The following is a 23,170-nucleotide window of genomic DNA, read 5'->3' as shown; positions in this document are numbered from 1 at the left end:
AAAAATAAGCCCCAACACCTAAAAAAGAAACAAAACCTATTACATCAGTTATTGTTGTTACGAAAACACTAGAGGCAATTGCTGGATCAATTTTCATTTTTTTTAACGTGACTGGAACAAGTATTCCAAATAAACCTGCCACTACCATTGTCAAAATCATTGAGATCGATATTATTAATGATAATTGGTAATCTTGAAACCAGACTTGGACGATAAAAGAACTTATTACAGCAAAAATTATTCCATTGAGAATGCCAATATTAAATTCCTTAATAATGTTTTGATTAAAGTTATTTTTTGTTAAATCATTTGTTGCTAAAGTTCTAACAGTGACTGCTAAAGTTTGCATACCTGCATTACCACCCATTGATGCAACTATTGGCATTAAAAATGCTAAGACAACCATTTGTTCAATTGTTGCACCAAACAAACTAATACAATATGTAGCCAGAAATGCTGTGAACAAGTTTAATAATAACCAGTTAAATCGTCTTTTAGTTTTTGTAATAACACCATCTGTAATTTCTTCGTCACCAACACCAGCTAATCTTAAAGCATCTTCCTCAGCTTCTTCTTTTAAAACTGTTAATACATCATCAGAAGTTATCATTCCTACAAGTTTATTATTTTTATCTACGACACAAGCTGAGTTTAAACCATAATTTTCAAATGAGTTACCAACTTCTTCTCTATCCATATCCACTGGAACTAAAAAAATTGAGTCATCCATAATTGTAGACATTTTTGTTTCTCTAGGTGTTCTTAATACTTTTGAAGATGGCACAGCACCAATAGGTTTAAAATTTTCATCAACAATGTAAATTTCTAAAAATTCTTCTGGTAAATCTTTATTCTCTCTTAAATAATCAATAGTTTGTCCAACCGACCAATTACTTGGGATTGCTGTAAACTCTCTTTGCATTATCCTAGCAGCACTATCTTCTGGATAACTAAGACCTTCTAATAATGCAAATCGATCTTTTGGGGGTAATAAACTTAATATCGAATTTTTATCTTTTTCTTCAACATTCTCTAAAATGGCTATGGCGTCATCAGACTCTAAATTTTTTAATATTCTAACAATTGCATCTGACGAAAGATATTTTATGATTTCCGATTGAACAGACTCGTTTAATTCAACAAATACTTCTGGATCAATCTTAAAATTATTTAATTTTATTAAACTTTCTCTGTCATTTTGACTTAAATGCTCAATAATATCAGCAGCATCAGCAGGATGCATTTCTTCAAAAGATCTGGTTATAAAAGATGCATCATTTGAGCTAATTTTATCTGTTACAACTTTTATATATTCTTTATTAAATTCAAAATTGACTTTTTTATCTTTAATTTTTTTTATTAAAGTCATAAATACACCTATTATTTAGACGGATCTTTTAATACATAATAAAAAGAATACAATTTTTAAATGACTATAGAAATTAAAAAGTCCCAAAATCCAGTAAAATATGAAGATGCGATATCATTTATGGAAAATCGACTTAAAGATATCGATCTAAAAAAAGTAGATGATTTAATTTGGGTTTTAGAACACGATCATATCTATACATCAGGAACAAGCTATAATGAAAATGAGATAATAGATAAATCTATAGATATTATAAAAACCAATAGAGGTGGTAAAATTACTTATCATGGACCAGGACAACTAATTTGTTATTTTGTAATTGATTTAAAGAAAGGTAAAAAAGATATTAGAAAATTTATTTCTGTAATTGAAAAATCAATTATTGAAACCCTGAAACTCTATAACATTGACACATTTGCTGATAAAGAAAATATTGGTATTTGGTATAATGATAATTCGACTATAAAAAAAGTTGCTGCAATTGGGGTCAGAGTAACTAAATGGATAGCCTATCATGGTTTTTCTATCAATATTAATAACAATTTAAAAAAATATGATGCAATAATTCCTTGTGGAATTAAAGATAAAGGTATTACTAATCTCAAACAAATTAAAGATCAAAATTATGATGAGTTAAAAAATAAGTTAATTGAAATATTTAAAACTAATTTGAAAAATTCAATCTTTTAGTCTTTAACAACTTATTAAAATAATCTGGTAATAAAGCTTTGTAAGTATATTTTTTTTCATTAATCATAAATTTTATTTGATAGGAATGAAGCATTAAATCTTTATTTATACCTTTAGAAGAAATAGATGAATTATATTTTTTATCACCAAAAATTGAATGCCCTATGTTAAATAATTGTTTTCGCAATTGATGTTTTCTTCCTGTAATTGGTTTCATTTGTACTAAACTAGCATTGGTATTTTTATCTATCACTTTAAAAATTGTTTTAGCTTTTTCTGTAATCTTTTTTCCATTGTCGTACCTTATCAAATTATCATTCCATTCACCTGAGTCTTTTTCAATTTCTCCATTACATATTGCCAAATAAGTTTTGTGTACTTTTCTTAATCTAAATAGAGAGGTCAATAGTTGAGCTGTTTGTCTATTTTTCGCAATAATAAAAACACCAGAGGTATCTTTGTCTAATCTATGAACAGAAAATGGTTTTGTTCCTTGAAATATTTCACTTTTTGCGAATATATCTACTAGATTTTTTTTTGACTTAGTTCCCCCTTGAACCGATATTCCTGCACTTTTATTTAAAACAATAAAATCTTCATTGTTATCTATAATCAGATCTTCGTTAGATTTTATTACCTCAATGGATGGATTAAATTGTTTTTTTTCGTATTTAATTTTTTCTTTAAAATTAAAATTGAAGAGTTCTATTTTATCATTTGTTTTAATCTTAAAAGAGCTTTTTATCTTTTTTTTGTTTATTTTAATTTTTCCTAACCTTAAACTCTTTTCAATAAGACTTTGCGGTATTTTTCCTAATTTATTTTTTAACCATCTATCAATACGCATGTTATTACACGTTGACTCAACGATAAAACTTCTAATCATGAATATTTAAGGCTTTTATTTATGCTGTGGCAGCTTTTTTTTCTTCTTTTTTTCCAACTTCTTTTGCTGGATCTTTCTTTTTTTTATCAACTTTTTTGGCTTGAATATCTCTATCAACAAATTCAATTATAGCCATAGGCGCATTATCTCCGTATCTAAAACCAGCTTTGATAATTCTTGTATAACCACCAGCTCTTTTTTCATATCTTTTAGACAAAGTTTTTTTTACTTTATTAGCTGATTTAATATCCTGCAATTGAGAAATTAAAATTTTAGTATTATGCAAACTATCTTTTTTACCTAATGTAATTATTTTATCAGCTTGAGGCTTTAAAAATTTTGCTTTTGGTAAAGTTGTTTTAATTTGCTCATACTTTATTAACGAATTAAGCATGTTTTTAAGTAGCGCTTTTCGGTGTTCAGAAGTTCTGTTTAACTTCTTATTTGCCATTCCATGTCTCATTAGATACTTTCCTCTAATTTTTTAGACATTTCTGCAATATTATCTGGTGGCCAATTTGGAATTTCCATACCTAAATAAAGAGACATACCTGTCAAAACTTCTTTTATTTCATTCAATGATTTTCTTCCAAAATTTGGTGTTCTTAACATTTCACCCTCAGATTTTTGAACTAAATCACCAATATAAATTATATTATCATTTTTAAGACAATTCATTGATCTAACAGATAGTTCAAGCTCGTCTACTTTTCTTAATAAATTTTTGTTAAATTCAGGCTCTGTTGAAACTTCTTTAACTGGAGCTTCTACAGGTTCATCAAAATTAATAAACATTTTTAATTGATCTTGAAAAATTCTTGCAGAATAAGCAACTGCATCTTCGGCAGAAATTGATCCATTTGTTTCAACTTCCATCGTTAATTTATCATAATCTAAAGCTTTACCTTCTCTTGCAGTACTTACTGAATAGGAAACTTTTTTAACGGGGCTATATAATGAGTCTATTGCAATTAAACCTAAAGGGGGCTCTTCTGGTTTATTTAAATCAGCTGGAACATAACCTTTTCCAGTATTAACATTCATTTCCATATGGAAGTGAGTATTTTCATCCAAATTACAAATAACTAAGTCAGGATTTAAAATTTCAACATCGGGAACTGATGTGATGTCAGATGCTTTTATTTCACCAGGTCCTTTAGCATCTAATACGAGTTTTTTTGTTCCCTCAGCAGCACATTTTAACGCTAGAGATTTAACGTTTAATACAATATCAGTAACATCTTCTCTTACACCTTTGATAGATGTAAATTCATGGAGTACACCATCAATTTGAATTGAAGTTACAGCAGCCCCTCTGATAGAGGATAGTAAAATTCTTCTTAGTGAATTACCAAGTGTTAAGCCATAACCTTTTTCTAATGGTTCAGCGATAATTGTAGCGTGAGTTAAATCATCGCTTATTTTAACATCAAGTTTTGCAGGTTTGATTAATGATTTCCAATTTTTTACATTTACATTTTCTACATCCATTAAACTCTCCTTTTTTTTGGTGGCCTAGTACCATTATGTGGCATCGGTGTTGTATCTTTAATTGATAAAATTCTAAATCCTCTTGCTTGTAACGCTCTTAATGCTGTTTCTCTGCCTGAACCAGGACCCTTAACCTCCACAGATAAAGTTTTCATGCCAAACTCCAAGGCTTTAGATGCAGCAGCATCTGCAGCTATTTGCGCTGCATATGGAGTTGATTTTCTTGAACCTTTAAAACCTTTTTGACCAGCTGATGCCCATGAAATTACATTTCCATTAGTGTCAGCGATAGAAATAATTGTGTTATTAAAAGTTGATTGAACATATGCAATTCCATTTAAGATATTCTTTTTAGTTTTCTTTTTTTTTGAATAAGAACTTTTAGCTGCTTTTTTTGGCGACTTATCTTGACTCAATTCTTTATTGTCTTTTTTTTCTGGTTTTGCCATGTTTATTTTTTAAGTGGTGTTAGTTTTTTTCCAGCTATTGCAATAGCTTTTCCTTTTCTCGTTCGAGCATTACATCTAGTTCTTTGACCTCTTACAGGTAATTTTTTTCTATGTCTCGAACCTCTATAGCAAGCTAAATCAATTAATCTTTTTATGCTCAGTGAATAATCTCTTCTAAGATCTCCCTCAACTTTAAAATTTTGATCAATGTATTCTCTTATTTTCAAAATTTCATCATCAGTAAGTTGGTTCACTCTTTTTTCTTTAGGTATTGCTAGTGATGTGCAAATTTGTTTTGAAAATTTATCACCAATACCATAAATATAAGTTAGCCCTACTTGAACTAATTTATTTTGTGGGATATTTATTCCTGCAATACGAGCCATAATTTTGAGATAAATTTAGCCTTTTATATAAGAAGTTCTTTCAAAGTCAATGTCTTAAACATTAAGAAAAGCATCTATTTTGGCGGTTATTTGTTCTATTTTAAGCGCACCATCTATTTCATAAAAGTTTGAATTTTTGGAATAGAAATCTAAAACGGGGCGTGTCATGTCCATATAGGTGTCATATCTTTTTAAAATAATATTGGAGTCATCATCAGATCTTTTTTCTAAAGTTTTTCTTTTTTCAACTCGTTTAATTATTACTTCTTTTTGGACATTAAGAAAAAAAATATAATCAATCTTTTGATTTGAACTTTCTAAAATAGTTTCTAAATTTTTAGCTTGTTCTAATGATCTAGGATATCCATCAAAGATAAGTTTGTTTTTATATTTTTCATCAAAAATGACTTTTTTAATTAATTCATTTACAATTTCATCACTTACAAATTTACCATCGTTCATGTCATTGATTATTTTTTTTCCTATTTCAGAATTTTTCTTGATTTCATCCCTTAACATATCACCTGTTGAAACTTGAAAACCATTTATCTTTTTAACTAAATATTTTGCTTGCGTTCCTTTTCCAGCACCGGGAGGTCCAAATAGGATTATATTCACGAATTATCTTCCGAATTTTGTTTTTTTAATCAATTGTTCGTATTGTGAACTCATTAACCTTGTTTGTATTTGCGTAACAGTATCAATTGCAACAACAACTACAATTAAAATCGATGTACCCCCCAAATAGAAAGGAATTGGATAATTAGCAATTAAAAACTCAGGCATTAAACAAACTAAAGTTAAATATAAAGCCCCGATTGTTGTCAACTTTGTTAAAATATTATCGATATAAATTGCTGTACTTTCTCCAGGTCTTATCCCAGGTACAAAACCACCATATTTTCTCAAATTGTCAGCTGTTTCTGTTGGATTAAAAGTTATCGATGTATAAAAAAAGGTAAAAAATATTATTCCTGATGCATAAAGTAACATATACAAAGGTTGTCCTTGAGTAAAATATGAACTTACATTTAAAAAAGTTTCATTATCAGAAAAATTAAAATTTGAAAAAGTTACTGGTAATAATAATAATGCCGAAGCAAAGATTGCAGGAATTACTCCAGCTTGATTAATCTTAAGTGGCAAATGAGATGACTCTCCTCCATACATTTTATTGCCAACTTGTCTTTTGGGGTAATTTATTAGTATTTTTCTCAAAGCTCTTTCCATAAAAACAATAAATAAAATTGTTAAGATTAACAAAACAAATAAAGCTAAGATCATTAATGTAGAGACTGCTCCTGTTCTACCAAGTTCGAAAGTGGTAACTAAAGCTCTTGGAATTTCTGCAACAATACCAGCGAAAATAATAAGAGATATACCATTACCAATTCCTCTTTGGGTAATCTGTTCTCCTAGCCACATTAAAAAAATAGTCCCAGAGACAATTGTGGAAACAGTTGAAATCTTAAAAAAGACACCTGGATTAATCACTAATCCTGGCGAAGCTTCTAATCCTACTGCTAATCCATAACCTTGAACTGTCGCAAGTAAAACAGTTCCATAACGAGTTATCTGAGTAATTTTTGCTCTACCAGTTTCTCCTTGTGATTTTAAATTTTTGAAATAATCAGAAACACCTGTTAATAGTTGAACAATAATTGATGAGGAGATATATGGCATGATTCCTAATGCAAAAATAGCCATTCTACTCACTGCACCACCAGCAAAAACATTAAACATTCCTAATAGGCCCTTTTGATTTCCTTCCATCATTGTTTTGAGTTGTTCAGGATCTATTCCTGGCAAAGGTACAAAAGTACCAAATCTATAAACCACTAAAATAGCAAGGGTAAATATTATTCTATTTCTTAAATCAGAACTTGATGATGATGCGCTCATTAAATCAAACTATTTTTTTAATTGTATTGAGCCACCAATTTTTTCAAGTTTTTCAACAGCAGACTTTGATGCAAGATCTGCCTCAATATTAATCTTATCTTTAATGGCTCCAGATCCTAAAATTTTTAATTTTATTGAATTTTGATCGATTAATTTAAGTTTTTTTAGTAAATTTGAATTCAGTGTATCTGTAGTTTTAATATTTTTTTTATCAATATAAGATTGGATTTTATCTAGATTTAATATAGCAATTGTTTTTTTATTAATAGGGTTGAATCCTCTTTTTGGAAGTCTTCTGTATAGTGGCATTTGTCCACCCTCAAAACTTTTAATTGCTACACCAGATCTGGATTTTTGACCTTTTACACCTCTACCAGATGTTTTGCCCTTTCCAGAACCAATACCTCTACCAACTCTAAGTTTACTTTTATTTATCTTATTTCTGTTATTTAATTTAATCATTATCCTCTTTTTTCTATAATCTCTGAAATCTTTTTATTTCTTATTGAAGATATTTGTTTTGGTGAATTTTGTTTCAATAGTGCTTTCATTGTAGCTCTGATCACATTGTGGGCATTTGATGTACCCATCGATTTTGCAACAATATCTTTTACTCCTAAAACCTCACACACAGCTCGAACAGGACCTCCAGCTATAATACCTGTTCCTTTAGAAGCTGCTCTTAATACAATTCTGCCGGATCCATCTTTAGCTTTAACATCATGATGAATAGTTCTACCTTCTCGAAGAGGTATATGAATAAGCTTTCTTCTTGCCATTTCATTTGCTTTTTTTATAGCATCTGGCACTTGTTTTGCTTTAGCGTGGGCTATTCCAATTTTACCGGACTGGTTTCCAACAACTACTAGTGCTGAAAAACCAAATCTACGTCCACCTTTTACAACTTTTGTTATTCGATTAATGTGAACTAATTTTTCTAAAATATCGTCAGTTTTTTTATCTTTATTATTATCCATGTTAAAATTCCATTCCATTTTTACGTAAAGTTTCAGCAAAAACCTTCACTCTTCCATGATATTTATAAATGCCTCTGTCAAAGTAAATCTTGGTAATCTTTTTTTCTTGTGCTTTTTTTGCTAACTTTTCAGCTACAATCTTAGATAATTCAGTTTTATTTACTTTTTCACCAGACTTAATATCTTTTTCAATTGATGATGCTGATAATAAAGTAACATTTTTCATATCATCAATTATTTGTGCAGAAATATTCTTTGATGATCTAGAAATACTTAGTCTATATCTGTCGTTAGAAGCAACGTTTTTAACTTTGTTACTAACTCTAAATCTTTTTCTTTTACTAGTATCCAATTTCATTATTTCTTCTTTCCTTCTTTTTTTAAAATATGTTGACCCTTTTCTCTCACACCTTTACCTTTATATGGTTCAATTTTTCTGAGAGTTTTTAGTTTAGATGCAATTGCACCTACTTGTTGTTTATCAGCACCACTTATTTTTAAAGTTGTTTGTTTTTCAACATTGATTTTAATTCCTTCTGGAATATCAAAATTAATATCATGGCTATAACCTAATTGTAGATTTAATTGATTGCCTTTTAAAGCAGCCCGATATCCAACACCTACCAATTCTAGTGTCTTTTCATATCCTGCGCTTGAGCCAATAACTGCATTATTAATTAAGCTTCTATTCATTCCCCATAATCGTTTGGTTTCTTGATCAATTTTTTTCGGTTTGATTGATATTTCTTTTCCATCTTTTATATCAAGATTGAATACATCTAAATCAATATTGATTGACTTTTTTCCAGAAGGCCCTTCTATGTTTAAATTATTTCCAGCCAAAGCAACTTTGACTTTTTCAGGGATTGAAATATTAATTTTACCAATTTTAGACATTAAAATACCTTACAAATTATTTCTCCACCCACTCTTTGTTTTCTTGCATCAATATCGGTCATAACACCTTTGGGGGTTGATACAATCGCTATACCTAAACCATTATTAATTTTTGGTAAACTTTCTGCACTAGAAAATATTCTTCTCCCTGGTTTTGAAACTCTTTCAAAAGTACTTATAACTGGGTTTCCTGAATGATATTTAAGCTCTAAAGATAATAAAGATTTATTATTTTCTTTGTTCACTTTGAAGTCTTTTATAAATCCTTCATTCTTTAAGATATCAGCAATCTTAGTTTTAAAATTTGAAGAAGGTAATTCAACTTTTTTATGGCTTCTATCTTGAGCATTTTTTATTCTTGCTATCATATCTCCAATTGGATCACTTAAACTCATATTTTCCTTTCTACCAACTTGATTTAATTAAACCTGGTATCTTTCCTTGCAGACCTAATTGTCTTAATGCAATTCTAGATATTTTCAATTTTCTATAAACTCCGTGAGGTCTTCCAGTGATCTGACATCTATTCATCACTCTTACTTTCGCAGAATTTCTAGGTAATTTTGATAATTTTTGTTGCGCTTTAAATCTTTCCTCTAAAGGGAGTTTTTTATTCATAACAATCTTTTTTAATTTTTGCCTTTTTTTAAATAGCCTGTCCGATAATTTTATTCGCTTATTGTTCTTATTTATTGAGCTTAATTTAGCCATTTTAGTTATCTCCTTTTTTAATAAATGGAAAATTTAACTTTTCTAAAAGAGCAAAACTATGCTCTTTACTTTTAGCTGATATTACAATCACAATATCAATACCACGAACCTTATCAGCACGATCAAAACTTACCTCGGGAAATATAATATGTTCTTTAACACCAAATGTGTAATTTCCAAATTTATCAAAACCATTTGCAGACAGGCCTCTAAAATCTTTAATTCTTGGTAAAGCTATATTCACAAGTCTATCTAAAAATTCATACATTTTATCTTTTCTAAGTGTTACCTTTAAGCCAGCATTTGACCCTTTTCTTGTTTTAAAATTTGCAACAGATTTTTTAAATTTAGTAATCACAGGTTTTTGACCTGTTATTTTTGCTAAATCCTCCTCACAAGACTTTAATATTTTAGAATCATTTCCGTCTAAACCTAAGCCCATATTTAAAACAATTTTTTCAATTTTTGGACCCATGTACAAATTTTTAAAACCAAATTGAGATTTTAATGCAGGTTGTATTTCTTTATAATAAAGTTCTTTCAATCTCGGAGTCATTATTTTTTAGCCTCGGTTTTTTTTGTTTTTGTTTTTTCATCAATTAGTTTCAAATTTGATAAATGAATAAAACTTTCCTTTGAAAAAATTCCACCTTTTTTTTCCTTAGTTGTTTTTATGTGTCTCTTTACCATATTAATATCTTTAACTTTTGCTCTATTGTTTGGTCTATCAATTTCAATCACTTCACCTTCTTTTTTTTTATCTCTCCCTGATAAAATTCGAACTTTTAAACCTTTTTTAATCATTACAAAACCTCTGGGGCTAATGAGATTATTTTCATTTGCCCTTTATTCCTTAATTCTCTAGTCACTGGACCAAAAATTCTAGTTCCAACTGGTTCACCTTTATCATCAACTAGGACAGCAGCGTTATTATCAAATTTTACTTTTGATCCATCATCCCGATGAATTCCTTTTTTTACTCTTACCACCACAGCTTTATGAACTGATCCTTTTTTTACTTTTCCCTTCGGAATTGCCTCTTTTACAGCAATAACTATCGTGTCTCCTATACTTGCATATCTTCTTTTCGATCCACCTAAGACTTTAATACATTCAATTTTCTTTGCCCCAGTGTTATCAGCTACATTTAATTCTGTTTGGACCTGTATCATTATTTTATGTTCTCCATTACTTGAAATTTCTTATTTTTTGAGAAAGGTTTGCTCTCAATGATCGATACTTTATCACCTGTTTTAAATTTGTTATTTTCATCATGGGCATTATATTTTTTTCTTACTTTTATTACTTTTTTTAATAATGGATGAGAATATTTTCGTTCAACTAAAACAGTTATAGTTTTGTTAGGTTTATCACTTACAACCACACCTGTTAATATTTTCTTAGGCATTTAATTTTCCTTTTAATATTGTTTTTAATCTAGCAATTGTTTTTTTTGTTTCACTAATTTTTGCAGGATTCGTAATCTGTGAATTCATCTTTTGAAATCTAAAATTGAATAAATCTTTTTTAAATTTATCGATGTTTTTTGTAATTTGATCTTTTGATAGTTTTTTAATTTCTTGTTTTTTCATATTAGGCAAATCTCTTTATAGTTTTTGTTTTAATTGGCAATTTTGCAGATGCTTTATATAACGCTTCTTTGGCTATCTGTTCTGAAACACCATCTACCTCAAATAAAATTCTTCCTGGTTTTACACGACACGCATAGAATTCTGGAGAACCTTTTCCTTTACCCATACGTACTTCAATAGGTTTTTTTGAAACTGGAATATTTGGAAAAATTCTTGTCCAAACTCGTCCTTGTCTTTTCATGTGCCTTGTTAAAGCAACTCTAGCAGCCTCTATTTGTTTACCAGTTACCCTATCAGGAGATAGTGCTTTTAAAGCGTATGCACCATAGTTAATGAAATTTGCTCTTGAAGCAGTTCCATGAATTCTACCTTTGTGAGCTTTTCTCCATTTTGTTCTAACTGGCTGTAGCATTTATTGTTTTCCCTCTTTAGGTGTGACTTTATTTGTTTCTTGACTAAATTCTTTAGCAAAGACCTCACCTTTATAAATCCAAACTTTTATTCCAATTATGCCATAAGTCGTAAGTGCTTCTGCCTCCGCATAATCTATATCTGCTCTTAATGTGTGGGATGGTATGCTGCCATCTCTTAACCATTCAGTTCTAGCAATCTCATTTCCACCCAATCTTCCACTCACTGAAACTTTAATTCCTTTAGCGCCCAATCTTAAACAAGATTGCATTGCTCTTTTCATTGCTCTTCTATAAGAAATTCTTTTAACTAATTGTTGAGCAATATTTTCTGCAACTAAATAAGCATTTGTTTCAGGTTTTTTTACTTCTTTAATATTTAAAGTAACCTCATTTGAAGTAAACTTAGATAAATTATTTTTTATCTTATCTATATCACTACCTTTTTTTCCAATAACAAAACCTGGTCTTGAGGTGTAAATTGTAACATAACATTTGTTTGCTGTTCTTTCGATCATCACTTTTGAAACCCCAGAATTAATTACATTTTTTTTGATATATTCTCTTATTTTAAAATCTTCTATAAGATAATTACCAAAATCTTTCTTCTTAGCGTACCAAACAGAGTCCCAGCCTCTGTTAACACCTAATCTAAAACCTACTGGATTAACTTTTTGTCCCATGACTCTCCATTTTTTTTGCCTCTGATAAAATAATTGTAACACTTGAATAAGGTTTTAAAATTGGTGCAGCTCTTCCTTTTGCTCTTGGTCTAAACCTTTTCATAGTAATTTTCTTTCCACAATATGCTTCTTTAACGACAAGTTTATCAATATCATACTGAAAATTATTTTCTGCATTTGCAACAGCAGATGAAATAGTCTTTCTGATATCACGAGTAATCCTTTTTTCTGAAAACTGAAGATCTCTAATAGCTAATTCTACTTTCTTCCCAACTATACCTTTTAAAATAGGATTAAGCTTTCTTACACTTGATCTAATATTGTTATTAATAGATTTCACTATTTTTTCTTTTTTTTTGACTAATTTCTTTTTTTTACTCATAATTATTTCTTCGCCTCTGCCTCAACGGGTTTTGCTTTTTTATCTGCAGGTGTATGACCAAAAAAAGTTCTTGTTGGTGCAAATTCACCTAACTTGTGACCAACCATGTCTTCAGATACAGTAATGGGAATAAATTTTTTTCCATTATAAATCAAAAAACTAACTCCTACAAAGTCTGGAATTATTGTTGATTTTCTTGACCAAGTCTTAATAGGAATTTTTTTGGGATCAGTCTTATATTTATCAACTTTTTTTATTAAGCTTTCTTCCACAAAAGGTCCTTTCCATACTGCTCTAGCCATTATTTTGTATCCTTCCTTTTGTTTCTTCTCTTCACGATGTATTTGTCAGTTCTTTTATTATCTCTTGTTTTCAATCCTTTTGCTGATTGTCCTTTAGGAGAGACTGGATGTCTTCCACCTGCTGATTTACCTTCTCCACCACCATGTGGGTGATCTACTGGATTTTTAACAACACCTCTTGTATGTGGTCTTCTTCCTAACCATCTTGATCTTCCCGCTTTACCAATTTTGATATTTTTTTGATCAGGGTTACTTAATACACCAATAGTTGCCAATGATCTTGAATCGATTTTTCTAACTTCACCTGATGCTAATTTAATCAAACTATAATTCCCATCCAATCCACTAATCGTAACAGAAGTTCCAGCAGATCTTGCAATTTTACCTCCGCCACCTGGTTGTATTTCAACATTGTGAATATCTATACCAACCGGGATATCCTGTAACGGCATGCAATTCCCGATTTTAATCTCTTTTTTTGATCCATTTTCAACTTTATCACCCACCTTTATTTTTTGTGGTGCCAGATAATATGCATGTGTATTATCATCAAATTTTACTAACATAATGTAACAAGATCTGTTTGGATCATATTCAATTCTTTCTACTGTCGCTGGCATATCAAATTTTTTTCTATAGAAGTCTACATGTCGATACATCTTTTTATGTCCACCAGCTCTATTGATAGATGTAATATGACCATTGTTGTTTCTCCCTTTCATTGCATTTTTTGGTGAAACTAAAGATTTAAATGGTTTACCTTTCCAAAGATCGGTTCTATCAACAAGAATTGTTCCTCTGGTAGATTTAGTATATGGTTTAAATGTTTTTAGTGCCATTTTAAATTCCAGTTGTTAGATCAATACTTTGACCTTTTTTAAGAGTTATAATTGCTTTTTTAAAACCAGAGACTTTAACTTTTCTTCCTCTAGTTAATTTAGTTCTATTTTGTTTATTGATAATATTAACCTTTGTAACATTTACTTTGAAAATTTTTTCGATGTTGTTTTTTATATTTTTCTTATTTGCTTTTGATGGCACTTTAAAAACAATTTTATTTTGTTCTGATAAATTTGTTGATTTTTCAGTCACTAAAGGAGATAAAATTTTGTCGTATAAATGTATCTTATCCATCTTAAGCATACCTCTTTTCTAATTCTTTTACAGATGTTTCGGTAAATACAACTTTTTCAAACTTGACTATATCAAAAGCACTAAAATGATTAATGTCTGTTACTTTAATATTTGGAATATTTCTAATTGATTTTTCAACATTATCTTTTGAGATTTTATCTAGGATTATTATTGAATTTGATATTTGAAATTTCTTTAAAATTAAGTTCATCTCTTTAGTCTTTTTTATCTTAGAACTAAAATCGCTAAAAATAAGAAGGTTATTATTCTTTATCTTATCACTGATTAAAGATGCTATACTTTGTTTTTTTTCACTCTTATTCAATTTTCTTTTTTTGTAGGATAACTCTCCTTTAGGACCATGAGCTATACCACCCCCAACAAAGATTGGGGCTTTTCTACTGGCGTGTCTAGCATTACCTGTTCCTTTTTGTGCATAAATTTTTGATGTTGGACCTGAGACTTCGTTTTGCTGCTTAGTTTTTGCGTGTCTACCTTTGTAATTAGCATTAGTCTTATATAAAACTGTATTCACTAATTTCTTATTTATCTTAGCTGAAAAAATCTTATCTAAGACTTCAATAGAACTTTTTTTACCATCTAAATTAATTTTATCAACTTTCATTATTTTTTCTTTTTCTCCGGTGTTTTCTTAGCTAATTCAGCAGCTTTATGTTTTTCACTGATAGTCATTTTTTTTATATTTTTAACTGAACCTTTTACGAGAATTTCAGAGTTTTTTGCTCCTGGGATAGAACCTTTTAAATATAGAAGCTCATTTTCTAGATCCGTTTTGATAATTTCGATATTTTGCATAGTTCTTAATTTATCTCCCATATGTCCAGCCATTTTTTTTCCCTTAAATACTTTACCAGGATCTTGTCTTTGACCCGTTGAACCATGTGATCTATGTGAAATTGAAACACCATGTGTAGCTCTCAAACCACCAAAATTATGTCTTTTCATAGCTCCTGCAAAACCTTTTCCAATCGTTTTTGATCTAGTATCTACAAATTTAACATCTTTAAAAATCTCTAAACCAAATTCATTTCCCTCTTTATAATTTTCAATATTTTGAATTCTATATTCTTTAAGTTTCCTTTTAGCTTCAGTATTTCTTTTTGAAAAATAACCTTTCATAGCTTTTGTTAGTTTTGAGTTTTTGATTTTTCCGTACCCAAGTTGAACAGCGGTGTAACCTCTTTTTTCTTTATCTATTACCTGGATTACTCTAGCTTTTTCCATTTTTAAAACAGTAACTGGCACCAACTGACCAGATTTATAAAACTCTCTAGTCATTCCAATTTTTTTTCCTAACAAAGCAATCTCACTCATAATTATATCTTAATCTCCACATCGACACCTGATGCTAAATCTAACTTCATTAAAGCCTCGACAGTTTGTGGTGTTGGCTCAATTATATCAATTAATCTTTTATGGGTTCTCGACTCAAATTGTTCTCTACTTTTTTTATCTATATGAGGAGATCTTAAAACTGTATATCTTTCAATTCTAGTTGGTAATGGAATTGGACCTTTTATTGTAGCCCCAGTTCTTTTGACTGTATTTACAATCTCTTCAGTTGAAGCATCTAAAATCTTATTGTCGTAAGCTCTGAGTTTAATTCTAATATTCTGTTTTTCCATTTTAGCCTGCTATTTTTTTTGTTACTTCGTCTTGAACATTTTGTGGGACTTTTGCATAATGATCAAAAAACATTGAATATTGTGCTCGCCCTTGTGACATTGATCTTAAACTATTAATATATCCAAACATATTCGCTAAAGGCACCATTGCAGTAATTACTGTTGCATTACCTCTTTGCTCTTGAGTACTTATTTGTCCTCTTCGACTATTTAAGTCTCCAATAACATCACCCATATAGTCTTCAGGTGTTACGACCTCAACTCTCATAACTGGTTCTAATAATTTTAAACCACCTTTTGTACAAGCATCTTTGAAACATGCTCTACTTGCGAGTTCAAAAGCTAATACGCTAGAGTCAACATCGTGATGTAAACCATCTAAAATTGTAACTTTATAGTCAATCATTGGAAACCCTGCTAAAATTCCACAATCAGATACTGTTTCGATACCTTTTTCAACGCCTGGAATAAATTCTTTTGGAATTGCTCCACCTTTAATTTTGCTTTCAACAGCTCTCCCTTTACCAGGTTCTTGCGGTTCTACTAATAATTTTACTTTTGCAAATTGTCCTGCACCACCACTTTGTTTTTTATGTGTGTATTCTACTTCTGAAGAGTTTTCGATTGTTTCTCTGTATGCTACTTGTGGGGCTCCAACATTTGCTTCAACTTTAAATTCTCTTTTCATTCTATCAACAATGATATCTAAGTGTAATTCACCCATTCCTTTTATAATCGTTTGTCCAGATTCTTCGTCAGATGAAACTCTAAACGAGGGATCTTCTTTGGCTAATCTGCCTAATGCTTCTCCCATTTTCTCTTGGTCAGCTTTTGTTTTTGGTTCAACAGCAATTTCAATAACTGGATCAGGAAATTCCATAGGTTCGAGAAGAACTGGATTATCTTTATTACATAGCGTGTGTCCAGTAATGGTATTTTTCAAGCCAGCTAGTGATACAATATCACCTGCATTAGCTTCTTTAATGTCCTCTCGAGAGTTAGCATGCATTAATAACATTCTACCAACTCTTTCTTCTTTTTCTTTTGAAGAATTATATACAGCCGTTCCTGTTTTTATTGTACCTGAATAAATTCTAATAAATGTTAATGATCCAACAAATGGATCATTAGCCACTTTAAATGCTAAAGCAGAAAATGGCGCACTATCGTCAAATTTCATTTCTATTTCATCCTCTGATCCCAATTTAGTTCCTTTTATTGAACCAATATCAATAGGACTTGGAAGATAATTAATCACTGCATCAAGTAGTGGCTGAACACCCTTATTTTTAAAAGCTGAACCAGTTAATACAGGAACAAAATCAAAATTTAATGTTCCTTTTCTTATACATTTAATTAAATCTTTTTCTTTAATTTCTTCACCATTTAAATAAGACTCCATCAATTTTTCGTCTTGTTCTACAGCCATTTCGACTAATTCTGTTCGGTATTTTTGAGAGATTTCTTTAAGATCCTCTGGGATATCTTTATATTCCCATTCGGCACCTAGAGCTTCATTTTTCCAAACTTGTGCTTTCATTTTAACAAGGTCAACAACACCAGTTAAAGAGGCTTCAATACCGATTGGTACTTGTATGACCAATGGTTTTGCTCCCAATCTGTCTTTGATCATATCTACACATCTAAAAAAATCTGCACCCGTTCTATCTAATTTATTTACAAAACAAATTCTCGGTACTTTATATTTATCAGCTTGTCGCCATACTGTTTCTGATTGAGGCTCCACACCTGCTACACCATCAAACACTGCAACTGCACCATCAAGCACTTTAAGTGATCTTTCAACTTCAATGGTAAAATCTACGTGACCTGGTGTATCGATAATATTAATTCTATGGTCTTGCCAGAAACAGGTTGTTGCTGCTGATGTAATTGTAATACCTCTTTCTTGCTCTTGTTCCATCCAATCCATGGTAGCTGCACCATCGTGAACTTCACCAATCTTATGACTTTTCCCCGTGTAATATAAAATTCTTTCAGTTGTAGTTGTTTTACCAGCATCTATGTGGGCCATGATCCCAATGTTTCTATATTTGTCTAATGTGTGAGATCTAGCCATAATATTTTACCACCTGAAGTGTGCAAAAGCCTTGTTAGACTCTGCCATTTTATGCACATCCTCTTTTTTCTTTACAGCAGCACCTTTTTTTTCATATGCATCATAAAGTTCATTAAAAATTTTATCAGACATATGTTTATCTTTTCTTTTTCTTGCTGAATCTATAAGCCATCTGATAGCCAAAGCTTGTGCTCTTTTACTTTTAACTTCAACTGGAACTTGATATGTAGCTCCACCTACTCTTCGTGATCTCACTTCAACAGTTGGTTTAATATTATTAATTGCTTCATTAAAAATATTAATAGGTTCATCTTTTGACTTAGTTTTAATCTTTTCAATTGCATCATAAACTATTTTTGTTGCTACACCTCTTTTACCATCGTACATAATATTATTAATTAACTTAGGAATAATTGTGGAATTAAATTTTGGATCAGGAACAATATTTTTTTTAGGTTGTGTTTTTTTTCTAGACATATCTATTTACCTTTTTTTGTTCCATACAAAGATCTTCTTTTCTTTCTATTTGCCACTCCTTGAGTGTCTAAATTACCTCTTAAAATGTGATAACGTACACCTGGTAAATCTTTAACCCTACCACCTCTAATTAATACAACAGAGTGTTCTTGAAGATTATGACCTTCTCCAGGTATATAAGCAGTTACTTCAAACCCATTTGATAATCTCACTCTAGCAACTTTTCTCAAGGCAGAATTAGGTTTTTTTGGAGTTGTAGTATAAACTTTTACACAAACTCCTCGTTTGAGTGGTTGTTTTTGTAATGCTGGAACCTTGTTCCTAACAATTGGTTTAGTTCTTTTTTTTCTTAACAACTGGTTAATAGTTGGCATATCTGTAAATTTTATAATTGTTTATTTTTGAATGAAATAACTGACAGGTTATTTGTGGCAGCGTTTAGTGTCTAAAGTTAACACTACATTCCAACCAAAAAATATCGCCAAAATACTTATTAATTTAATTTTGTCAAACTAAAACTAATTAGCAAACCTGTTATTTTTATTGATTTACAGGGGTTTCTGGCTGTTCAATCTGCTCTTGCTCAGAAAGAAATTTATTGTCATCTTGTAGAGCTTTTTTGTTCCATTTGTTTTTAATATTACCAGTTCCCGCAGGGACTAATCGTCCAACTATTACATTCTCTTTTAAACCATTAAGTGGATCAACTTTACCTTTGATAGCAGCATCTGTGAGAACTCTTGTAGTTTCCTGGAATGATGCAGCAGAAATAAAAGACTCGGTTTGCAGAGAAGCTTTAGTAATCCCCATTAAAACTCTTTCTCCAGTAGCTGGCTTTTTACCCTCAGATTTTAATTTTTCATTAACATTATCAAATTTAATTCTATCAATGATTTCACCCGGTAAATAAGATGAATCACCAGTTGTTTTTACCTCAACTTTTTTTAACATTTGTCTTAAAATAGTTTCTATGTGTTTATCGTTAATAATTACACCCTGTAATCTATAAACCTCTTGAACCTGATTAACAAAATATTCAGTTAAATCTTTTATGCCCATAATTCTAAGTATATCGTGTGGTAATGGCTGTCCATCTAATAAATATTCTCCTTTTTTAATTTTTTCACCCTGATTAAAATTAATATGTTTACCTTTAGGTATTAAATAATTAGATGGTTCTGATCCATCTTCAGGCACAATTGATATTCTTTGTTTTCCTCTAACCTCTTTTCCAAATATAACTTGTCCATCATTTTCAGCAATGATTGCGCTATCTTTTGCTTTTCTAGCTTCAAACAATTCAGCAACTCTTGGAAGGCCTCCAGTGATATCTTTAGTTTTAGTAGTTTCTTTAGGTAATCTAGCAATTACATCACCAGCAGAAACTTTTTGACCATCCTTAACTGATAAAATAGAGTCAGGAACTAAATAATATCTTGCTTCATTATCATCCGCCTTTTTAATAACGTTTCCTTTTTCATCTCTTAAAGTAATTCTTGGTTTTAAATCTGTACTTTTTGATTGAGAACGCCAATCAACTACTGATTTTGATGAGATACCTGTCGCATCATCTGTAGTCTCTTGAATAGATACACCATCGATTAAATCAACATAGCTTGCAATACCACTTTTTTCAGCAATCACTGGGGTAGTATAAGGATCCCATTCACAAATTTTTGTATTAGCTTTAACTTTGTCATCATTTTTAAAAAATAATTTCGAACCATAAGCTACTTTATAAACAGCAATTTGAACTCCATTATCGTCCTCAATAGATAATTGTGTATTTCTACCCATAACAATTAAGTTCTTTTTAGAGTCTTCTAAAATATTTGAGTTAATGATTTTTAAAGTTCCCTCATTTTTAGTTACTATTTGTGAATCTTGTTTAACTGAAGCAGTACCACCTACGTGGAAAGTTCTCATTGTTAATTGTGTCCCTGGTTCTCCAATCGATTGTGCAGAAATCATTCCGATAGCTTCACCAACATGTACCATTTGACCTCTTGATAAATCTCGTCCGTAACAAGTTGCACAAACACCTTCTTTAGAACTACACGTCATAACTGAAAAAACTTTCAATGATTTTATTCCAGCAGAATCAATTTTATCGCAACCAAATTCGTCTATCATTGATGATTTCTTAATTATTACTTCACCAGTTATAGGGTGCTTTACATCAGTTGCAACAACTCTACCTAAAGCTCTTTCAGATAAACTCACAACGACATTACCACCTTCTAATATTTCTGATAATTCTATAAAACCAGGATTATCACAATTTTTTTTAGTAATTGTTAAATCTTGAGCAACATCGCAAAGTCTTCTAGTTAAATAACCCGAACTTGCAGTTTTAAGGGCTGTATCAGCTAGACCTTTTCTAGCACCATGGGTAGAGTTAAAATATTCTAATGCAGTTAAACCTTCTTTGAAATTCGAGGTTATTGGACTTTCAATAATTTCACCTGATGGTTTTGCAATAAGTCCTCTCATTCCAGCTAATTGTTTCATTTGTGCTGCAGATCCTCTTGCTCCACTATCCGCCATCATAAATACTGAATTTATTTTCAATCCCTCTGAAGTTTTTTCTGTTGCAGAAATTCCTTTCATCATCTCACCAGCAACTTTATCAGTACATTTTGACCAAGCATCAACGACTTTATTATATTTTTCACCTCTAGTGATTAAACCTTCTGCATATTGTGTCTCATAATCAGCAATTAGTTTTTTTGTATCATCGATTAATTGAGTTTTATTTTCGGGGATAACTAAATCATCCTTACCAAAGGAAATCCCAGCTTTAAATGCATGTTTAAAGCCTAGATCTTTTAATTTATCACAGAAAATGACTGTTGTTTTTTGACCACAAAATCTAAAGACAATATCAATAATTTCTGAAACTGTTTTCTTTGGTAAAATTCTATCTATCAAAGAAAACTTAATATTATTATTTTTTGGTAATAAGTTAGCTAGTAAAAATCTTCCTGCAGTAGAAGTGTACTTCTCAAATTTTTGATTACCTTTTTCATCAATTGTTTCAAATCTAGAAATAATCGTACTATGGACTTTTATTTGACCAGAAGAAAGCGCAAATTCAATTTGATCTGCATTTAAAAAATATCCAGCTGGCTTATCAGTGACTGGTTCTTGAGATAAATAATAAATTCCTAAAATCATATCCTGACTTGGGACAATTATTGGCTTTCCGTTAGATGGAGAAAGAATATTGTTAGTTGATAGCATTAATATTCTGGCCTCAAGTTGTGCCTCCAAACTTAAAGGAACGTGAACAGCCATTTGATCACCATCAAAATCTGCATTAAACGCGGCACATGTTAAAGGGTGTAATTCAATCGCATCTCCCTCAATTAATTTTGGTTCAAAAGCTTGAACTCCCAACCTGTGAAGTGTTGGAGCTCTATTTAGTAAGACTGGATGTTCTCTAACAATTAATTCAAGTGCATCCCAGACAGCGTTAGTTTCTTTCTCAACTAATTTTTTTGCTTGTTTAATTGTTGAAGCTAAGCCTAATTTATTAAGTCTTGCATATAAAAATGGTTTAAATAACTCTAACGCCATTTTTTTTGGCAATCCGCATTCGTGTAATTTTAAGTCTGGACCTACTACGATGACTGAACGACCTGAATAATCAACTCTTTTACCAAGAAGATTTTGTCTAAATCTTCCTTGTTTTCCTTTTAACATCTCAGCTAAAGATTTTAATGGTCTTTTACCTGTTCCTGTAATTACTCTACCTCTTCTTCCGTTATCAAAAAGTGCATCAACAGACTCTTGTAACATTCTTTTTTCATTTCTGATGATAATATCTGGTGCCTTAAGATCCATTAGTCTCTTTAAACGATTATTTCTATTAATAACCCTTCTATAAAGATCATTTAGATCCGATGTTGCAAATCTTCCACCATCTAAAGGAACTAATGGTCTTAATTCTGGTGGAATAACTGGAACAACAGTCATGATCATCCACTCAGGTTTTTGACCAGTTTCAATAAAAGACTCAATTAATTTTAATCTTTTAATAGCTCTTTCCTCATTAACTTTTGATTTTGTCTCTTTGATATAGTCAACAAGATTTTTTCTCTCTAAATCTAAATCAAGATTTTTAAGCATTTCCAGAACTGCTTCAGCTCCAATTCCTGCTGTAAAAGCCTCCTCACCATATTCATCTTGATATTTTGCTAGTTCTTCCTCATTTAAAAGCTGATTTTTTTGCAGACCTGTTAAACCTGGTTCAATCACAATAAAATTTTCAAAATACAAAACCCTTTCGACTTCTTTGAGCTTCATATCAACAGCAAGTGCTATTCTACTTGGTAGTGATTTTAAAAACCATATATGTGCAACAGGTGTTGCTAAATTAATGTGACCCATTCGTTCTCTTCGAACATTTGATTTTGTTACTTCAACACCACATTTTTCACAGATGATGCCTCTAAATTTCATTCTTTTATATTTTCCACACAAACACTCGTAATCTTTAATTGGACCAAATATTCTTGCACAGAAAAGACCATCTTTCTCTGGTCTAAAAGTTCTATAATTAATAGTTTCTGGTTTTTTAATTTCACCATAGGTCCAAGATTTTATTTTCTCTGGGCTAGCTAATGAGATCTTGATACTATTAAAATTTTGAGCTTCAGATATTTCTGAATTTTTAAATAGATCTGTAAGTTCTTTTTTCATAA

Annotated in this window: 33 protein-coding genes; 1 reads left to right on the top strand and 32 read right to left on the bottom strand. The window is 30.6% G+C overall.

The window, feature by feature from the left end:
• The coding region (mgtE, locus tag ACTT83_RS03430) for a magnesium transporter (RefSeq protein ID WP_440918744.1) at positions 1–1,369 on the bottom strand (1,369 nt) is incomplete at its 3' end.
• Between the two features lie 60 nt (positions 1,370–1,429).
• On the opposite strand from mgtE, the gene lipB reads away from it, so the two are divergent.
• Positions 1,430–2,059 (top strand): lipoyl(octanoyl) transferase LipB, encoded by a 630-nt coding sequence (gene lipB / locus ACTT83_RS03425; RefSeq protein WP_440918743.1) that lies wholly within the window; start codon positions 1,430–1,432, stop codon positions 2,057–2,059.
• Here lipB and ACTT83_RS03420 read toward each other — a convergent pair.
• From ACTT83_RS03420 to rpoC, 31 genes are all read right to left on the bottom strand, one after another.
• On the bottom strand, positions 2,034–2,945 hold the full coding sequence (locus tag ACTT83_RS03420) for an RluA family pseudouridine synthase (RefSeq protein WP_440918742.1): 912 nt from the start codon (positions 2,943–2,945) through the stop codon (positions 2,034–2,036). The genes lipB and ACTT83_RS03420 overlap by 26 nt on opposite strands.
• 19 nt (positions 2,946–2,964) lie before the next feature.
• Positions 2,965–3,408 (bottom strand): 50S ribosomal protein L17, encoded by a 444-nt coding sequence (rplQ, locus tag ACTT83_RS03415; protein ID WP_440918741.1) that lies wholly within the window; start codon positions 3,406–3,408, stop codon positions 2,965–2,967.
• On the bottom strand, positions 3,408–4,436 hold the full coding sequence (locus ACTT83_RS03410; protein WP_440916351.1) for a DNA-directed RNA polymerase subunit alpha: 1,029 nt from the start codon (positions 4,434–4,436) through the stop codon (positions 3,408–3,410). The genes rplQ and ACTT83_RS03410 overlap by 1 nt, the downstream gene beginning before the upstream one ends.
• Positions 4,436–4,885 carry a 30S ribosomal protein S11 gene (rpsK, locus tag ACTT83_RS03405; RefSeq protein WP_440918740.1) on the bottom strand — a complete coding sequence of 150 codons (450 nt, stop codon included), beginning with the start codon at positions 4,883–4,885 and terminating at the stop codon, positions 4,436–4,438. Before rpsK ends, ACTT83_RS03410 begins: the two co-directional genes overlap by 1 nt.
• A gap of 2 nt (positions 4,886–4,887) precedes the next feature.
• Positions 4,888–5,271 (bottom strand): 30S ribosomal protein S13, encoded by a 384-nt coding sequence (rpsM, locus tag ACTT83_RS03400; protein ID WP_440916349.1) that lies wholly within the window; start codon positions 5,269–5,271, stop codon positions 4,888–4,890.
• A gap of 54 nt (positions 5,272–5,325) precedes the next feature.
• A complete protein-coding gene (locus tag ACTT83_RS03395; protein WP_440918739.1) occupies positions 5,326–5,889 on the bottom strand; it encodes an adenylate kinase in 564 nt (187 codons plus the stop codon).
• Between the two features lie 3 nt (positions 5,890–5,892).
• The gene (secY, locus tag ACTT83_RS03390) at positions 5,893–7,173 is read right to left on the bottom strand and encodes a preprotein translocase subunit SecY (protein ID WP_440918738.1); all 1,281 of its coding nucleotides are present in this window, start codon (positions 7,171–7,173) and stop codon (positions 5,893–5,895) included.
• Positions 7,174–7,182: 9 nt separating this feature from the next.
• Complete coding sequence (gene rplO, locus ACTT83_RS03385; protein ID WP_440918737.1) at positions 7,183–7,635, bottom strand: 50S ribosomal protein L15; 453 nt, start codon at positions 7,633–7,635, stop codon at positions 7,183–7,185.
• Positions 7,635–8,150 (bottom strand): 30S ribosomal protein S5, encoded by a 516-nt coding sequence (gene rpsE / locus ACTT83_RS03380; RefSeq protein ID WP_440918736.1) that lies wholly within the window; start codon positions 8,148–8,150, stop codon positions 7,635–7,637. The genes rplO and rpsE overlap by 1 nt, the downstream gene beginning before the upstream one ends.
• A 1-nt stretch (position 8,151) precedes the next feature.
• Positions 8,152–8,508: a 50S ribosomal protein L18 gene (gene rplR, locus ACTT83_RS03375; RefSeq protein ID WP_440918735.1), complete on the bottom strand. Its 357-nt coding sequence runs from the start codon at positions 8,506–8,508 to the stop codon at positions 8,152–8,154.
• Entirely contained in the window at positions 8,508–9,047 is a 540-nt protein-coding gene (gene rplF / locus ACTT83_RS03370) for a 50S ribosomal protein L6 (protein WP_440918734.1), read from the bottom strand. The genes rplR and rplF overlap by 1 nt, the downstream gene beginning before the upstream one ends.
• Positions 9,047–9,442: a 30S ribosomal protein S8 gene (gene rpsH / locus ACTT83_RS03365; protein ID WP_440916342.1), complete on the bottom strand. Its 396-nt coding sequence runs from the start codon at positions 9,440–9,442 to the stop codon at positions 9,047–9,049. The genes rplF and rpsH overlap by 1 nt, the downstream gene beginning before the upstream one ends.
• Positions 9,443–9,452: 10 nt before the next feature.
• Positions 9,453–9,758 carry a 30S ribosomal protein S14 gene (rpsN, locus tag ACTT83_RS03360; protein ID WP_440918733.1) on the bottom strand — a complete coding sequence of 102 codons (306 nt, stop codon included), beginning with the start codon at positions 9,756–9,758 and terminating at the stop codon, positions 9,453–9,455.
• A gap of 1 nt (position 9,759) precedes the next feature.
• Positions 9,760–10,314, bottom strand: a complete 555-nt coding sequence (gene rplE, locus ACTT83_RS03355; protein ID WP_440918732.1) for a 50S ribosomal protein L5 — start codon at positions 10,312–10,314, stop codon at positions 9,760–9,762.
• A complete protein-coding gene (rplX, locus tag ACTT83_RS03350; protein WP_440918731.1) occupies positions 10,314–10,562 on the bottom strand; it encodes a 50S ribosomal protein L24 in 249 nt (82 codons plus the stop codon). The genes rplE and rplX overlap by 1 nt, the downstream gene beginning before the upstream one ends.
• Positions 10,562–10,930 (bottom strand): 50S ribosomal protein L14, encoded by a 369-nt coding sequence (rplN, locus tag ACTT83_RS03345; protein ID WP_075519964.1) that lies wholly within the window; start codon positions 10,928–10,930, stop codon positions 10,562–10,564. Before rplN ends, rplX begins: the two co-directional genes overlap by 1 nt.
• Entirely contained in the window at positions 10,930–11,166 is a 237-nt protein-coding gene (gene rpsQ, locus ACTT83_RS03340) for a 30S ribosomal protein S17 (RefSeq protein ID WP_440918730.1), read from the bottom strand. Before rpsQ ends, rplN begins: the two co-directional genes overlap by 1 nt.
• A complete protein-coding gene (gene rpmC / locus ACTT83_RS03335; protein WP_440918729.1) occupies positions 11,159–11,350 on the bottom strand; it encodes a 50S ribosomal protein L29 in 192 nt (63 codons plus the stop codon). Before rpmC ends, rpsQ begins: the two co-directional genes overlap by 8 nt.
• 1 nt (position 11,351) lies before the next feature.
• Positions 11,352–11,762 (bottom strand): 50S ribosomal protein L16, encoded by a 411-nt coding sequence (gene rplP, locus ACTT83_RS03330; protein WP_440916336.1) that lies wholly within the window; start codon positions 11,760–11,762, stop codon positions 11,352–11,354.
• Positions 11,763–12,443: a 30S ribosomal protein S3 gene (rpsC, locus tag ACTT83_RS03325; RefSeq protein ID WP_440918728.1), complete on the bottom strand. Its 681-nt coding sequence runs from the start codon at positions 12,441–12,443 to the stop codon at positions 11,763–11,765. It lies immediately after the preceding gene.
• Entirely contained in the window at positions 12,427–12,825 is a 399-nt protein-coding gene (rplV, locus tag ACTT83_RS03320; protein ID WP_440918727.1) for a 50S ribosomal protein L22, read from the bottom strand. The genes rpsC and rplV overlap by 17 nt, the downstream gene beginning before the upstream one ends.
• A 2-nt stretch (positions 12,826–12,827) precedes the next feature.
• The gene (gene rpsS, locus ACTT83_RS03315; protein WP_440918726.1) at positions 12,828–13,127 is read right to left on the bottom strand and encodes a 30S ribosomal protein S19; all 300 of its coding nucleotides are present in this window, start codon (positions 13,125–13,127) and stop codon (positions 12,828–12,830) included.
• Positions 13,127–13,966 (bottom strand): 50S ribosomal protein L2, encoded by an 840-nt coding sequence (rplB, locus tag ACTT83_RS03310; protein ID WP_440918725.1) that lies wholly within the window; start codon positions 13,964–13,966, stop codon positions 13,127–13,129. Before rplB ends, rpsS begins: the two co-directional genes overlap by 1 nt.
• A 1-nt stretch (position 13,967) precedes the next feature.
• A complete protein-coding gene (gene rplW / locus ACTT83_RS03305; protein ID WP_440918724.1) occupies positions 13,968–14,261 on the bottom strand; it encodes a 50S ribosomal protein L23 in 294 nt (97 codons plus the stop codon).
• A gap of 1 nt (position 14,262) precedes the next feature.
• Positions 14,263–14,886 carry a 50S ribosomal protein L4 gene (gene rplD, locus ACTT83_RS03300; RefSeq protein WP_440918723.1) on the bottom strand — a complete coding sequence of 208 codons (624 nt, stop codon included), beginning with the start codon at positions 14,884–14,886 and terminating at the stop codon, positions 14,263–14,265.
• Positions 14,886–15,596: a 50S ribosomal protein L3 gene (gene rplC / locus ACTT83_RS03295; RefSeq protein ID WP_440918722.1), complete on the bottom strand. Its 711-nt coding sequence runs from the start codon at positions 15,594–15,596 to the stop codon at positions 14,886–14,888. Before rplC ends, rplD begins: the two co-directional genes overlap by 1 nt.
• A 2-nt stretch (positions 15,597–15,598) precedes the next feature.
• A complete protein-coding gene (gene rpsJ, locus ACTT83_RS03290; protein WP_008546080.1) occupies positions 15,599–15,907 on the bottom strand; it encodes a 30S ribosomal protein S10 in 309 nt (102 codons plus the stop codon).
• Position 15,908: 1 nt separating this feature from the next.
• Positions 15,909–17,987, bottom strand: coding sequence for an elongation factor G (gene fusA / locus ACTT83_RS03285; RefSeq protein ID WP_440918721.1), 2,079 nt, complete (start codon positions 17,985–17,987; stop codon positions 15,909–15,911).
• Positions 17,988–17,993: 6 nt separating this feature from the next.
• Positions 17,994–18,464: a 30S ribosomal protein S7 gene (gene rpsG, locus ACTT83_RS03280; RefSeq protein WP_440916327.1), complete on the bottom strand. Its 471-nt coding sequence runs from the start codon at positions 18,462–18,464 to the stop codon at positions 17,994–17,996.
• 2 nt (positions 18,465–18,466) lie between these two features.
• Positions 18,467–18,838, bottom strand: coding sequence for a 30S ribosomal protein S12 (gene rpsL / locus ACTT83_RS03275; RefSeq protein WP_440918720.1), 372 nt, complete (start codon positions 18,836–18,838; stop codon positions 18,467–18,469).
• 166 nt (positions 18,839–19,004) lie between these two features.
• A complete protein-coding gene (gene rpoC, locus ACTT83_RS03270; protein WP_440918719.1) occupies positions 19,005–23,168 on the bottom strand; it encodes a DNA-directed RNA polymerase subunit beta' in 4,164 nt (1,387 codons plus the stop codon).
• Positions 23,169–23,170: the final 2 nt, after the last annotated feature.

The organism is Candidatus Pelagibacter sp., assembly GCF_052049775.1.
Lineage (GTDB): Bacteria > Pseudomonadota > Alphaproteobacteria > Pelagibacterales > Pelagibacteraceae > Pelagibacter.
This window is presented reverse-complemented; position numbering and strand designations above follow the sequence as displayed.

What these genes read in the sequence shown, in the direction of transcription:
- lipB (WP_440918743.1), top strand. Translation starts at nt 1,430, where the DNA reads ATGACTATAGAAATTAAAAAGTCCCAAAATCCAGTAAAATATGAAGAT.
- ACTT83_RS03420 (WP_440918742.1), bottom strand. Translation starts at nt 2,945, where the DNA reads ATGATTAGAAGTTTTATCGTTGAGTCAACGTGTAATAACATGCGTATT.
- rplQ (WP_440918741.1), bottom strand. Translation starts at nt 3,408, where the DNA reads ATGAGACATGGAATGGCAAATAAGAAGTTAAACAGAACTTCTGAACAC.
- ACTT83_RS03410 (WP_440916351.1), bottom strand. Translation starts at nt 4,436, where the DNA reads ATGGATGTAGAAAATGTAAATGTAAAAAATTGGAAATCATTAATCAAA.
- rpsK (WP_440918740.1), bottom strand. Translation starts at nt 4,885, where the DNA reads ATGGCAAAACCAGAAAAAAAAGACAATAAAGAATTGAGTCAAGATAAG.
- rpsM (WP_440916349.1), bottom strand. Translation starts at nt 5,271, where the DNA reads ATGGCTCGTATTGCAGGAATAAATATCCCACAAAATAAATTAGTTCAA.
- secY (WP_440918738.1), bottom strand. Translation starts at nt 7,173, where the DNA reads ATGAGCGCATCATCATCAAGTTCTGATTTAAGAAATAGAATAATATTT.
- rplO (WP_440918737.1), bottom strand. Translation starts at nt 7,635, where the DNA reads ATGATTAAATTAAATAACAGAAATAAGATAAATAAAAGTAAACTTAGA.
- rpsE (WP_440918736.1), bottom strand. Translation starts at nt 8,150, where the DNA reads ATGGATAATAATAAAGATAAAAAAACTGACGATATTTTAGAAAAATTA.
- rplR (WP_440918735.1), bottom strand. Translation starts at nt 8,508, where the DNA reads ATGAAATTGGATACTAGTAAAAGAAAAAGATTTAGAGTTAGTAACAAA.
- rplF (WP_440918734.1), bottom strand. Translation starts at nt 9,047, where the DNA reads ATGTCTAAAATTGGTAAAATTAATATTTCAATCCCTGAAAAAGTCAAA.
- rpsH (WP_440916342.1), bottom strand. Translation starts at nt 9,442, where the DNA reads ATGAGTTTAAGTGATCCAATTGGAGATATGATAGCAAGAATAAAAAAT.
- rpsN (WP_440918733.1), bottom strand. Translation starts at nt 9,758, where the DNA reads ATGGCTAAATTAAGCTCAATAAATAAGAACAATAAGCGAATAAAATTA.
- rplE (WP_440918732.1), bottom strand. Translation starts at nt 10,314, where the DNA reads ATGACTCCGAGATTGAAAGAACTTTATTATAAAGAAATACAACCTGCA.
- rplX (WP_440918731.1), bottom strand. Translation starts at nt 10,562, where the DNA reads ATGATTAAAAAAGGTTTAAAAGTTCGAATTTTATCAGGGAGAGATAAA.
- rplN (WP_075519964.1), bottom strand. Translation starts at nt 10,930, where the DNA reads ATGATACAGGTCCAAACAGAATTAAATGTAGCTGATAACACTGGGGCA.
- rpsQ (WP_440918730.1), bottom strand. Translation starts at nt 11,166, where the DNA reads ATGCCTAAGAAAATATTAACAGGTGTGGTTGTAAGTGATAAACCTAAC.
- rpmC (WP_440918729.1), bottom strand. Translation starts at nt 11,350, where the DNA reads ATGAAAAAACAAGAAATTAAAAAACTATCAAAAGATCAAATTACAAAA.
- rplP (WP_440916336.1), bottom strand. Translation starts at nt 11,762, where the DNA reads ATGCTACAGCCAGTTAGAACAAAATGGAGAAAAGCTCACAAAGGTAGA.
- rpsC (WP_440918728.1), bottom strand. Translation starts at nt 12,443, where the DNA reads ATGGGACAAAAAGTTAATCCAGTAGGTTTTAGATTAGGTGTTAACAGA.
- rplV (WP_440918727.1), bottom strand. Translation starts at nt 12,825, where the DNA reads ATGAGTAAAAAAAAGAAATTAGTCAAAAAAAAAGAAAAAATAGTGAAA.
- rpsS (WP_440918726.1), bottom strand. Translation starts at nt 13,127, where the DNA reads ATGGCTAGAGCAGTATGGAAAGGACCTTTTGTGGAAGAAAGCTTAATA.
- rplB (WP_440918725.1), bottom strand. Translation starts at nt 13,966, where the DNA reads ATGGCACTAAAAACATTTAAACCATATACTAAATCTACCAGAGGAACA.
- rplW (WP_440918724.1), bottom strand. Translation starts at nt 14,261, where the DNA reads ATGGATAAGATACATTTATACGACAAAATTTTATCTCCTTTAGTGACT.
- rplD (WP_440918723.1), bottom strand. Translation starts at nt 14,886, where the DNA reads ATGAAAGTTGATAAAATTAATTTAGATGGTAAAAAAAGTTCTATTGAA.
- rplC (WP_440918722.1), bottom strand. Translation starts at nt 15,596, where the DNA reads ATGAGTGAGATTGCTTTGTTAGGAAAAAAAATTGGAATGACTAGAGAG.
- rpsJ (WP_008546080.1), bottom strand. Translation starts at nt 15,907, where the DNA reads ATGGAAAAACAGAATATTAGAATTAAACTCAGAGCTTACGACAATAAG.
- fusA (WP_440918721.1), bottom strand. Translation starts at nt 17,987, where the DNA reads ATGGCTAGATCTCACACATTAGACAAATATAGAAACATTGGGATCATG.
- rpsG (WP_440916327.1), bottom strand. Translation starts at nt 18,464, where the DNA reads ATGTCTAGAAAAAAAACACAACCTAAAAAAAATATTGTTCCTGATCCA.
- rpsL (WP_440918720.1), bottom strand. Translation starts at nt 18,838, where the DNA reads ATGCCAACTATTAACCAGTTGTTAAGAAAAAAAAGAACTAAACCAATT.
- rpoC (WP_440918719.1), bottom strand. Translation starts at nt 23,168, where the DNA reads ATGAAAAAAGAACTTACAGATCTATTTAAAAATTCAGAAATATCTGAA.